11 protein-coding genes, 1 pseudogene and 1 riboswitch are annotated in these 11225 nt (G+C 73.0%); of the genes and pseudogenes, 7 read left to right on the forward strand and 5 right to left on the reverse strand.

What is annotated here, in order from left to right; genetic code table 11:
- Positions 1 to 13 precede the first annotated feature (13 nt).
- The 4 genes from E1298_RS36820 to E1298_RS36835 form a co-directional block, all read right to left on the reverse strand.
- A complete protein-coding gene (locus E1298_RS36820; RefSeq protein ID WP_131901699.1) occupies positions 14 to 1669 on the reverse strand; it encodes an acetolactate synthase large subunit in 1656 nt (551 codons plus the stop codon).
- 273 nt (positions 1670 to 1942) lie between these two features.
- Positions 1943 to 2962: an LLM class F420-dependent oxidoreductase gene (locus E1298_RS36825; RefSeq protein ID WP_131901701.1), complete on the reverse strand. Its 1020-nt coding sequence runs from the start codon at positions 2960 to 2962 to the stop codon at positions 1943 to 1945.
- Between the two features lie 98 nt (positions 2963 to 3060).
- A complete protein-coding gene (locus E1298_RS36830; protein ID WP_131901703.1) occupies positions 3061 to 3261 on the reverse strand; it encodes a DUF397 domain-containing protein in 201 nt (66 codons plus the stop codon).
- The gene (locus E1298_RS36835; protein WP_131901705.1) at positions 3258 to 4100 is read right to left on the reverse strand and encodes a helix-turn-helix domain-containing protein; all 843 of its coding nucleotides are present in this window, start codon (positions 4098 to 4100) and stop codon (positions 3258 to 3260) included. The genes E1298_RS36830 and E1298_RS36835 overlap by 4 nt, the downstream gene beginning before the upstream one ends.
- 193 nt (positions 4101 to 4293) lie before the next feature.
- On the opposite strand from E1298_RS36835, the gene E1298_RS36840 reads away from it, so the two are divergent.
- Positions 4294 to 4917 (forward strand): ATP-binding protein, encoded by a 624-nt coding sequence (locus tag E1298_RS36840; RefSeq protein WP_131901707.1) that lies wholly within the window; start codon positions 4294 to 4296, stop codon positions 4915 to 4917.
- Between the two features lie 24 nt (positions 4918 to 4941).
- On the opposite strand, the gene E1298_RS36845 is transcribed toward E1298_RS36840, so the two are convergent.
- Entirely contained in the window at positions 4942 to 5613 is a 672-nt protein-coding gene (locus tag E1298_RS36845; protein WP_131901710.1) for a TetR/AcrR family transcriptional regulator, read from the reverse strand.
- Between the two features lie 141 nt (positions 5614 to 5754).
- Positions 5755 to 5892: riboswitch (cobalamin riboswitch) on the forward strand.
- Between the two features lie 78 nt (positions 5893 to 5970).
- On the opposite strand from E1298_RS36845, the gene E1298_RS36850 reads away from it, so the two are divergent.
- From E1298_RS36850 to E1298_RS36870, 6 genes and pseudogenes are all read left to right on the forward strand, one after another.
- Positions 5971 to 8019: a putative cobaltochelatase gene (locus E1298_RS36850; RefSeq protein ID WP_131901712.1), complete on the forward strand. Its 2049-nt coding sequence runs from the start codon at positions 5971 to 5973 to the stop codon at positions 8017 to 8019.
- The gene (locus E1298_RS48730) at positions 8016 to 8177 is read left to right on the forward strand and encodes a hypothetical protein (protein WP_165975854.1); all 162 of its coding nucleotides are present in this window, start codon (positions 8016 to 8018) and stop codon (positions 8175 to 8177) included. Before E1298_RS36850 ends, E1298_RS48730 begins: the two co-directional genes overlap by 4 nt.
- Before the next feature lies 1 nt (position 8178).
- On the forward strand, positions 8179 to 8793 hold the full coding sequence (cobO, locus tag E1298_RS36855) for a cob(I)yrinic acid a,c-diamide adenosyltransferase (protein ID WP_131901714.1): 615 nt from the start codon (positions 8179 to 8181) through the stop codon (positions 8791 to 8793).
- Positions 8794 to 8829: 36 nt separating this feature from the next.
- Positions 8830 to 10230, forward strand: coding sequence for a cobyrinic acid a,c-diamide synthase CobB (locus tag E1298_RS36860; RefSeq protein WP_131901716.1), 1401 nt, complete (start codon positions 8830 to 8832; stop codon positions 10228 to 10230).
- Positions 10231 to 10249: 19 nt separating this feature from the next.
- Positions 10250 to 10969, forward strand: coding sequence for a GNAT family N-acetyltransferase (locus tag E1298_RS36865; protein WP_131901718.1), 720 nt, complete (start codon positions 10250 to 10252; stop codon positions 10967 to 10969).
- A pseudogene (locus E1298_RS36870) lies at positions 10966 to 11225 on the forward strand (hypothetical protein); the annotation flags it as partial. The gene E1298_RS36865 and the pseudogene E1298_RS36870, both read left to right, overlap by 4 nt.

Raw genomic sequence — 11225 nt, forward strand, 5'->3', positions numbered from 1 at the left:
CAGGGGGCGGGCGTCAGAAGGGGCCGGTCAGGTCGCCGAGCTTGTCGGTCAGCTGGAGGTTGTGCGAGTAGTCGACGGGGACCGTGATGACCGAGACGCCGTCGTCGGCCAGGGCCTTGCGGAGCGTCGGGAGCAGTTCCTCCGCGGCGCCGATCCGGTAGCCGCGCGCGCCGAAGCTCTCGGCGTACCGGACGAAGTCGGGGTTGCCGAACGTGATGTGGGAGCTGGTCCCAAGGTCGAGGTCCATCTTCCACCCGATCAGCCCGTACGCGGCGTCCTCCCAGATCAGCACGGTGATCGGGATGTCCTCGCGGACGGCGGTCTCCAGCTCCTGGGAGTTCATCATGAACGCGCCGTCGCCCGTCGCGGCCAAGACCCTGCGGCCCGGGTGGGCGAGCTTGGCCGCGATCGCGCCGGGCACCGCGAAGCCCATGGACGACAGGCCGTTGGAGACCAGCAGCGTGTTCGGCTCGTACGTCGGGTACATGCGGGCCATCCACATCTTCACCGCGCCGGTGTCGGCGAGCACGATGTCCTTGCGTCCCATCGCGGCGCGGACGTCGGCGACGATGCGGCGCGGCGAGAGGGGGTGGCCGTTCTCGACGGCGCCCTCGGCGAGCTCGTCACGCATCATCTGACGGATCTTCTGGCCCGTCCCGTTCACGTCGAACCGCCGGTGGACGGACTCGGCGAGGGCGCGCAGGGAGCGCGAGAGGTCGCCCTGGATGCCGACCTCGACCGGGTAGTGGTCGTCCACCTCGGCGGGGAACTGGTGGATGTGGATGATCTTCTTGTCCCCGGCCGGGTTGATCTTGACGGGGTCGAACTCCTGCAGCTCATAGCCCACGGCGATCAGCACGTCGGCCTCGTCGAAGCCGAAGTTGACGTAGTCGTGGCGCATGAACCCGACCGCGCCGAGCGCGTGGCGGTGGTCGTCCGGGAACACGCCCTTGCCGTTGAACGTGGTGGCGACCGGCAGGCCGAGCCGCTCGGAGAAGTGCACGAGCGCCTCGCTCGCGCCGCTGCGGGCCGCGCCGTGCCCGGCGAGGACGATCGGCTGGCGGGCCAAGGCGATCACGTCGGCGGCGCGGGCGATCTGCGAGGGCGACGGCTCCTGCGGGCGGACGACGTTGACCGGCAGCGGCGCGAGGTCGGGGGAGACCTGGGCCTTCTCGACGTCCTCGGGGATCGCCAGGTAGACCGCGCCCGGCCGCTCGGTCTGCGCGGTCTTGAACGCCTTGCGCACCATCTCCGGGAGCGCCTCGGCGGTCGGCGCCAGCTCCGCCCACTTGGTGATCGGGCGGAACAGCGACACCAGGTCGATGATCTGGTGCGACTCCTTGTAGATGCGGTCCAGCCCGACCTGCGCCGAGATCGCCACGACGGGCGTGCTGTTGGTGGTGGCGTCGGCGACGCCGAGCTGCAGGTTGATCGCGCCGGGGCCGAGCGTCGCGGAGGCCACCCCGGCCTTGCCGGTCAGCCGCCCGTAGATCTCGGCCATGAACGCGGCGCCCTGCTCGTGCCGGACGAGGATGTAGCGGATGGCGGAGTCGTTCAGCGCGTGGACGAAGTGGATGTTCTCTTCGCCGGGAATGCCGAAGACGTACTCGACGCCCTCCGCCTCCAGGGTCCGGACGAGCAGCCGGGCGGCGTCTTGCTGCGTGGACATCGTGTGCCCATCTCCAGTCTCTTTCGATCTTTCGGGGCCCTTGGTGCAGCGCCCCGGCGTCGCCTCCCATTCCATCGCGCCGTGTGTGATCGGGCACGGCGGGGTCCCGGCCACCCCGAAATGGAGAGAGGCGGCCCGGCCGGAACCGGACCGCCCCTCCCCATGCCCCGGCTACTCGGGGTGGACTGATCACGACGTTAGGGCACGCTCCGTGATGGTGGGAACTTTCCGATACGTAAGATTCTTGGGCGAAAAAGTACAGGTCCTGCTTGCTCAGCCGTCGACAAGATCCTTGATCGCGCGGAGCGTGGGCTCGTCCTTCACTCCGGCGATGAGCACGGTGGTGACGGGGCTGTCGCGCCAGAGCGCCAGCCGCTCCTTGACGCGCCCGATCGGGCCGAGCAGCGAGATGGAGTCGGCCAGCTCGTCCGGCACCGCCCTGATCGCCTCCGCGCGCCGTCCCTCCAGGAACAGCTCCTGCACGCGCCCGGCCTGCTCCGCGTAGCCGAGCCGGCCGATCATGTCGAGGTGGAAGTTGCGGCCGCGGGCGCCCATCCCGCCGATGTAGAACGCGAGCGGGATCTTGGCGAACTCCAGCGCGGCGGGCAGGTCGTCGGTGACGATCGTGGTGACGGTGGCGGCGATCTCGAAGCCGTCCCGGCGGCCGACGAGGGACGCCCCGAACACCGGCTCGATCTGGGACGGGTCGACGAACAGCGGCAGCCAGCCCTGCGTGGCCTCGGCCGCGAGCGCGACGTTCTTCGGCCCCTCGGCGCCCAGGTAGACGGGGATCTCCGGCCGGACGGGATGGACGATCGACTTCAGCGGCTTGCCCAGCCCGGCCCCGCCGGGGAGCGGCAGCGGGTAGTGCGGGCCGTCGCTGGTCACCGGCGCCTCGCGGCGCCAGACCTGGCGGACGATGTCGAGGTACTCGCGGGTGCGGGCCAGCGGCTTCGGGAACGGCTGCCCGTACCAGCCCTCGACGACCTGTGGCCCGGACGCGCCGATCCCCAGGATCAGCCGCCCGCCCGACAGCGCGTCCAGCGTGAGGGCGTGCATGGCGGTCGCCACCGGGGTGCGCGCCGACATCTGCGCGACGGCGGTGCCGAGCCTGATCCGGGACGTGCGGGCCGCGTACCAGGTCAGCGGCGTGAAGGCGTCCGAGCCGTACGCCTCCGCCGTGAACACCGCGTCATAGCCGCACCGCTCGGCGGCGAGGACGGTCTCGGTCTGGTCCTCCGGGTGACGCTGCCAGTAGCCGACGTTGATGCCGAGCTTGAGTTCCGCGGTCACGAGCACCCTCCAGTTGTCGACCGTTGGGGTCGGATACTAGAACATGTTCTAGTATCCGACCCCAACAAGCCTCAACCGTCGTGACGGGATTGAACTGATTACGCCTCTCTGATCGAGGACAGGAGTGTCCGCCATGCGTCGGGCGTCAGTATCAGGGTCGGGCCGCCGGGGTCCTTCGAATCGCGCACGGCGTGCAGGTCGCTGGACAGGGGGGCGACCTCGACGCACTGGTCGCCGCTTCCGCTGTGGGACGACGTGCGCCAGACGGCTCCGGTGAGTTCGCGCTGCAGGTGGGTCACGGGCTACTCCTTGCTGCCTCGACGATGAGGTGCGCGGAATCCTCGGGGGACAGGGCTGACGCTTCGATCCGCTCGAAGCGCTCCCTATGTTGTGCTATTGCCTCGGCGCTCTCAAGGTAAACGTCACCCATGGTGCCCTCTACATAGGCGATATCTGGGTCTGCGGGGTCTGGATACGACAATATGGTGAAACGTCCGTCTAGGCCCGCATGTGCCGCTTCTGTAAACGGAAGTACCTGAATCGTCACCTTTGGGCGGTTTGCTGCGGCGGCGAGGGCGTCGAGTTGCGCGCGCATCACGTCCAGGCCGCCGATGTGCCGGTGCAGCACCGCCTCGTCGAAGACGACGTGCAGGCGCGGCGCGTTCGTCCGGTCGAGCAGGGCCTGGCGGATCTTGCGGGCGGCGATGCGGCGCTCGATGTCCTCCGGGCCGGGGAGCATCCGGCCGGCGGTGATCACCGCGCGGGAGTACTGCTCGGTCTGCAGCAGCCCGTGGATGAGCTGCGGATCCCAGGTGCGGATGTGGGACGCCTCGTCCTCCAGTGCCACGTAGCTGCCCGCGAACACGTCCTGGTAGGCGGTCCACCAGCCGCGCTGGCCGGCCTGCCGGGCGAGCGTGATGAGCGCGTCGCGGCCGGGGCTCGGGACGCCGTACAGGTCGAGGATGTCGGCGATGTCGCCGGGCCGGGGCCGGGTCTGGCTCGTCTCCAGCCGGGACACGGTGGCCCGCGACCAGTCGAGCCGGTCGGCCACCTCTTGGAGCGTCAGGCCCTGCTCCTCCCGGAGCTTGCGGAGCTCCCTTGCCAGGCGGCGGCCACGAACGGTCGGGCGGTAGGTCATGGCAGTGGAGTCTCCACACTTCGGCGCCGCCTCACAACGCGAATGACGAACCCGGCAGTAAGGGCGGAGCAATATCGCAAAGCGTGTTGCGGGGTTGAGAATCCCACGAGATGCTTGAATCTGTGACTACTCGGGGACCCATAGTAACGGGCTCCGGGGCGTCGGCCCGGGCACGCAGACCGCGGGAGGACCCGTGAACACCCCGCCTGACATCACCGACGACATCCTGAGGGCGGTGCCGCCGCGCCGGGCGAAGCACGTCCCGCCGCAGCGTCCGGCGCAGGATCAGGCGGCCGGGCTCACGGCGGATCCCACGGCGGAGACCATGGCCGACGCCATGGCCGGCGGGGCCGGCGACGTCCGCGCGGGCACCAGGCCCGGCTGGGTCTGGGCGCTGCCCGGCGGGCCGGGGTGCGCCGGGTACGCGCGCCGCGCGCTCGGCGGCGCGCTCGCCTCGCTGGACGTGCCGGGCGAGGTGATCGGCGACTCCCAGCTGATGGTCAGCGAGCTGGCGACCAACGCCCACCAGCACGCGGGCGACCACGGGCCGCACGAGCTCTGGCTCTACCGGGGGGACGGCGCCACCGGAGAGGTGCGGTGCGCGGTCTTCGACGCGTTCGCCGACGCCGCCCTGCCCGGCTACTCGTGGACGTCGGGCGACTGCGGGCGCGGGCTCAGCATCGTCCGCGAGCTGTCGGAGGGACGCTGGGGCATGGTCCGGACGCTGTCGCGCCTCGGGCCGCCCGTCCGGGGGAAGGCGGTGTGGTTCGCCGTCCCCGCCCACGGGCGGGTCGAGTTGCCGCTGCCCTGTCCCTGACGGCCGCTGCCCCATCCCTGACGGTCAGTGCTTCTCCAGGGCGGGGGCGATGTCGGTCACCATCGAGAGCAGCGACCGGGCGAGCAGGGTGTGCACCTGGTCGCGGTCAAGGGTCTTCTCCTGGAGCCACTGGCGGGTCGCGGCGTCCGCCAGCCCCGAGTAGACGCGCAGGACGGCGCGGAGCGTGTCGGTCGGCTCCGGCACGCGCATGACGGCGAGCATGTGCTCGACCGTCTGGTCGCGGAACCGGTTGACGATGCGCAGCAGCTCCGGGTCCTGGCCGAAGCCCTCGGCGTCCAGCGCCGCGAACCAGGTGACGGCGTTGGCCTCGGCGGTGTCGAGGAAGAGGTTCACGCACAGCTCGACCGTCTCGGGGAGCGTCAGGCGCTCGTCCGGCGGCGGTGCCTGCACGGCGGCCGTCGCGGTGAGCCCCTGGACGACCTTCAGGAACAGCTCGCGCTTGGTGCCGAAGTAGTAGTGGATCAGGCCGCGCTGGACGCCGGTCTCCCGGGCGATGGCGGCCGTGGAGACGTCGGCGTACGGGACCTCGGTGAACATCCGCCGCGCGACCCGCAGGATCTGGTCGCGCCGCTCGTCCGGCGTCAGGCGCCGGTAGCTCGCCTTGGCCCGGGACGGACGCCGCGCGGGTTCCGGCGGGCCGGACTTCCCGCTCTGCTCGGATCGCGACGCTGCCACGGGGCCAGCCTATGCCGAAGGGCGGGGGCCTCGGCCCGTACTCCGCGGCCGGTCGTTGGCGCAGCGTCAACAGGATTGCCGCCCCGGGGCGACTTGGGCCGCCCTGGACGGTGTGCCATCCTGTGCAGGCGACGGAAGCGGAGGAACCCGGTGCGAATCCGGGGCTGTCCCGCAACTGTGACCAGGGGAGTTCCCCTTCGCTCGCGCCACGGCACGGGCCCTCGCTCGGGGGCCGGCCGGAAGGCCGAGGGGGAGCGCTGATCCGGGAGCCAGGAGACTCCGGCCGTCGTCCAGGCAACCGCCACGGGCGTGGACACCCGAGGAAGGACGATGAGGCATGCCCCCTCTGATGGGCCGATGAGCCGTGTTCCCGGGGGGCGCGCGGAGAGCGCGCGCTACCCCTTCTCCGCCGTCGTCGGGATGGACGACCTCAAGCTGGCCCTGCTGATCAACGCCGTGTCGCCGGGGGTCGGCGGCGTGCTGGTGCGCGGGGAGAAGGGCACCGCCAAGTCGACGATCGTCCGGGCCCTGGCCGGGCTGCTGCCCCCGGTCGCGGTCGTCCCCGGCTGCCGCTTCTCCTGCGCCCCGGACGTCCCCGACCCGGCCTGCCCTGACGGCCCCCACCGCGGGGACGAAGGCAAGGGACGGGCGGCGCGGCTGGTCGAGCTGCCCGTGGGCGCGTCCGAGGACCGGCTCACCGGCTCCCTGGACATCGAGCGCGCCCTGACCGAGGGCGTGAAGGCTTTCGAGCCGGGCCTGCTCGCCGCCGCGCACCGCGGCGTCCTGTACGTCGACGAGGTCAACCTTCTCCACGACCATCTGGTCGACCTGCTGCTCGACGCCGCGGCGATGGGCGAGTCCTATGTCGAGCGCGAGGGCGTGTCCGTCCGGCACGCGGCGCGGTTCCTGCTGGTGGGGACCATGAACCCCGAGGAGGGCGAGCTGCGGCCGCAGCTGCTCGACCGGTTCGGGCTGACCGTCGAGGTCGCCGCGACGCGCGACCCCGCCGAGCGGGCCGAGGTCGTCCGGCGGCGGCTGCGCTTCGAGGACGGGCCGGCGGGCTTCGCGGCCGGCTGGGCCGGGGAGGAGGCCGCGCTGGCCGAGCGGATCGCCGCCGCCCGCGACCGGCTGCCCGGCGTCGAGCTGACCGACGCCGCGCTCCGCCAGATCACCGCCGTGTGCGCCTCGTTCGAGGTGGACGGGCTGCGCGCCGACCTGGTCACGGCGCGGGCCGCGATCGCGCTGGCCGCCTGGCACGGCCGCGCCGCGGTGACGTCCGACGACGTCCGGACCGCCGCGCGGCTGGCCCTGCCGCACCGGCGCCGCCGCGATCCGTTCGACGCGCCGGGGCTCGACCGGCAGAAGCTCGACGAGGTTCTGGACGAGCACGGCGAGTACGGCGACGACGAGCCCGAGCCGGAGCCGCCGTCCGGCGACGATTCCGGCGGGCCTGATGGAGACGGGCCTGATGGGCCGGATGGCCCCGACGAGCCTGGGGGAGGTCCGGGAGGCGGGATGTCCGGCGATGCTCAGCAGGACGGATCCGAGCCGTCCGAGCCGTCCGTGGAGAGCGGGACGGGGCGCGCTTCGGAGACCGAGCCCGCCACGGCAGACGCCGCGTACAAGCCCCGCCTGTTCACCGTTCCAGGGATCGGTACGGGCGCGCCTGGACGCCGTTCCAAGGCGCGTAGCCCATACGGACGCGTGTCGGGTGCTCGTCCAGGCGCGCGCGGGCTGCACCTGACGGCCACCCTGCGCGCAGCAGCACCGCACCAGAGCGCGCGCGGACGCAGTGGTGTCGGGTTGGTCGTGACCTCGGCCGACCTACGGGAGTCCATCCGGGACGGACGGGAGGGCAATCTCGTCCTGTTCGTCGTGGACGCGAGCGGGTCGATGGCCGCCCGGAAGCGGATGCGGGCCGTCAAGGGGGCGGTGCTGAGCCTGCTCCTGGACGCCTACCAGCGACGCGACAAGGTCGGGCTCATCACGTTCCGGGGCACGGGCGCCGAGCTGGCGCTGCCGCCGACGTCGTCGGTGGAGGCCGGGGCGCGGCGCCTCGACCGTCTTCCCACCGGCGGGCGCACGCCGCTGTCGGCGGGGCTGATGCGCGCGGCCGAGGTGCTGCGGGTCGAGCGGCTGCGCGACCCGGCCCGCCGTCCGCTGGTGGTCGTGGTAACCGATGGGCGCGCCACGCACGGGCCGGACCCGTCCGCCGCCGCCGGGCTGCTGGCGGGCCGCCTGGGGAGCGGGGCGTCCGTCCTGGTCGACTGCGAGTCGGGGCCGGTGCGGCTGGGGTTGGCGGGCGCGCTCGGCGTCCGGCTCGGCGCCGAGACCGTCCGGCTCGACCAGCTCGCCGCAGACGCGCTCGCCGGGGTGGTCCGGAACGCCCGGAGGAACGCCGCGTGACGTGGGCACGAGTGGAGCGGGCACGAGTGGAGCGGACGCAAGACGGACGGGCGCGGGCCGAGCGGGCACGGGCCGAGAGGGCACGGGCCGAGGAGGCGCGGGCCGAGGAGGCGCGGGCCGAGGGGGCACGGGCGCCGCGAGCGAAGGACGGGGACTGAGATGCCGCAGGGCAAGCCGGAGTACGTGCCGCAGGACGGGATGACCACGCGCGAGCGCCGGAACCGGCCGCTGGTGATCGTCCACACCGGCCCGGGGAAGGGCAAGTCGACCGCCGCGTTCGGGCTGGCGCTGCGGGCCTGGAACCAGGGCTGGCCGATCGGGGTGTTCCAGTTCGTCAAGTCCGCGAAGTGGCGCATCGGCGAGGAGAACGCGCTGCTCGCCCTCGGCCGCCTGCACGCCGAGACGGGCGAGGGCGGGCCGGTGTTCTGGAACAAGATGGGCGAGGGCTGGTCGTGGATCCAGCGGCCCGGCACCGAGGCCGACCACGAGGCCGACGCCCGCGAGGGCTGGGAGCAGATCAAGCGCGACATCGCCGCCGAGACCTACCGGCTCTACGTGCTGGACGAGTTCACCTACCCGATGAAGTGGGGCTGGGTGGACGTGGAGGACGTCGTCGCCACGCTGAGGGACCGCCCCGGCAGCCAGCACGTCGTGATCACCGGCCGGGACGCCGACCCGCGCCTGGTGGAGGTCGCGGACCTCGTCACCGAGATGGGCAAGGTGCGGCACCCGATGGACCGCGGCCAGAAGGGCCAGAAGGGCATCGAGTGGTGATCGAGATGATCGAGGGGTACACGAGATGATCGAGGGATGAACGTTCCCCGGCTCGTCATCGCCGCGCCGTCGTCCGGGAGCGGCAAGACGACCGTGGCGACCGGGCTGATGGCCGCGTTCGCCGGGCGCGGCCTGCGGGTGTCGCCGCACAAGGTGGGGCCGGACTACATCGACCCCGGCTACCACGCGCTCGCCACGGGACGCCCCGGGCGGAACCTCGATCCCTGGCTGACCTCCGAGGAACTGGTCGTCCCGCTGTTCCGGCATGGCGGGGCCGGGGCGGACGTCGCGGTCGTCGAGGGCGTGATGGGCCTGTACGACGGCGCGGTCGGGACGGGGGAGCCGAACGGTGCGGGCGGCGGCGACTTCGCGTCCACCGCGCACGTCGCGACGCTGCTGGACGCCCCGGTCGTGCTGGTCGTCGACGCCTCCGCGGCGGCGGGCCGCTCGGTCGCGGCGCTCGTGCACGGGTTCCGCTCGTTCGGGGCGGTCCGCGTCGGCGGCGTGATCCTCAACCGGCTCGGCTCGGACGGGCACGAGCGGATGTGCCGCGAGGCCGTCGAGGAGCTGGGGCTGCCGGTGCTGGGGGCGCTGCGGCGGCACGAGGACGCGGCGACGCCGTCCCGCCACCTGGGGCTGGTCCCGGCGGCCGAGCGGCGGGCCGACGCGGTCGGGACCGTCCGGCGGCTGGGCGAGCTGGTCGGCTCGTCCTGCGACCTGGACGCCCTGCTCGCGCTGGCCCGCGGCGCACCGCCTCTGCCCGCCCCGCCCTGGGACCCCGCCGAGGCGGTGCGCGGCGCGCTTCCTGAGGGCCTTGTGCCCCTGGACCGCCGCCCGCGGATCGCGGTGGCCGGCGGCCCCGCGTTCACGTTCGGCTACGCGGAGAACGAGGAGCTGCTGGAGGCGGCGGGCGCCGAGGTCGTCCGGTTCGACCCGCTGCACGACCAGGCGCTGCCGGACGGCACCCGTGGCGTGGTCGTCGGCGGCGGGTTCCCCGAGGTGTACGCGGCGGAGCTGTCGGCGAACGAGCGGCTGCGCAAGGAGCTGGGGGATTTCGCCAAGGCGTCCCGTCCGGTGTACGCCGAATGCGCGGGCCTGCTCTACCTCGCGCAGGAGCTGGACGGTGCGCCCATGTGCGGCGTCCTGGACGGCGTCAAGGCGACCATGGCCTCGCGCCTGACGCTGGGCTATCGTGCCGCGGTGGCGGTGACCGGCTCGGTCGTCGCCCAGGCGGGTGAACGGGTGCGCGGCCATGAGTTCCATCGCACGGTGACGCAACCCGGTCATGGGGTGGCGGACGACTGGCAGGCGGCCTGGCAGTGGTCCACGTCCGGTCCGGAGGGTTTCGTACGGGGCGACTGTGTCGCGTCCTACCTGCACTTGCACTGGGCGGGGTCGCCTGGGTTCGCGTCCAGGATGGTCCTGGCCTGCCGGTGAGCGATCGATAGGAGCACGGGTGAACGCCTTCGAGGGGAGCGTGCGCCTGGAGGGCGAGCGGCTCGTCCTGCGCCCGTTCGGGCTGGACGACGCCGCCGACCTGATCGACGTGATCCGCGGCGGGGAGGGGTTCCTTCCGCCCAACTTCCCGGCCGTGCTGGAGGCGGAGCCGCTCGCCTGGTTCCTGCGCGAGGGCGTCCACAAGGTGCAGCGGTTCGGGCTGGGCATCCACTTGGCCGTGATCGGCCGCGACACGGGCGGCCTGCTCGGCACGATCGGGCTGTTCCGGGTCGACTGGCAGCAGCGGACGTGTGAGGTCGGCTACGGCATGCGGCCAAGCGCGCGCGGGCGCGGGTATGCGACGGAGACTCTTTCGCTGGTGTCGCGGTGGGCGCTGGGCGCCTGCGGGCTCTACCGGGTGGAGCTGCGGGCCCTGACCACCAACCACGCCTCGATCCGCGTCGCCGAGAAGGCCGGGTACCGGCGCGAGGGCGTGGCGCGCGGCGCCGAGCGCGGGCCCGACGGCGCCAACCACGACATGGTCGTCTTCGGCCTGATCGCCCCCGATCTGTGGCCGGACCCGCCGGACCCGCCGACCGGGGCGGGCGGCGCGGCCGGGGTCGGCGGCGCGGGCGGCGCGGACGGGACGGGTTCGCGGGATCCCGGCGCGCCTCGTCCACGACCGGACGGCGTCTCCGGAAGGCTCGTCGCCCAGGACCGGGGGGAGAGACGGACATGACATCTGCGGGCGCCGCGTCGCGCGTGGCGGCGGAGGGCGAGCGGACCCTTGTGATGTACGGGGACGGCGCGGGCGAGGCGGCCCGCCGGATGTTGCCGAGGCTGCCGGACGCGTGCTTCGTCCCCGTCGATCTGGACGAGCTGGGCGGCGCCGTCGAGCACGGCATCGCGCAGGTCGTCCTGGTCGCCGGGATGGACGAGCAGGCGGCGATCACCGGCGGCGCGGGCAGTACGGGCGGCGCGGGCAGTACGGGCGG

Source organism: Actinomadura rubrisoli (genome assembly GCF_004349215.1).
Classification (GTDB): domain Bacteria; phylum Actinomycetota; class Actinomycetes; order Streptosporangiales; family Streptosporangiaceae; genus Spirillospora; species Spirillospora rubrisoli.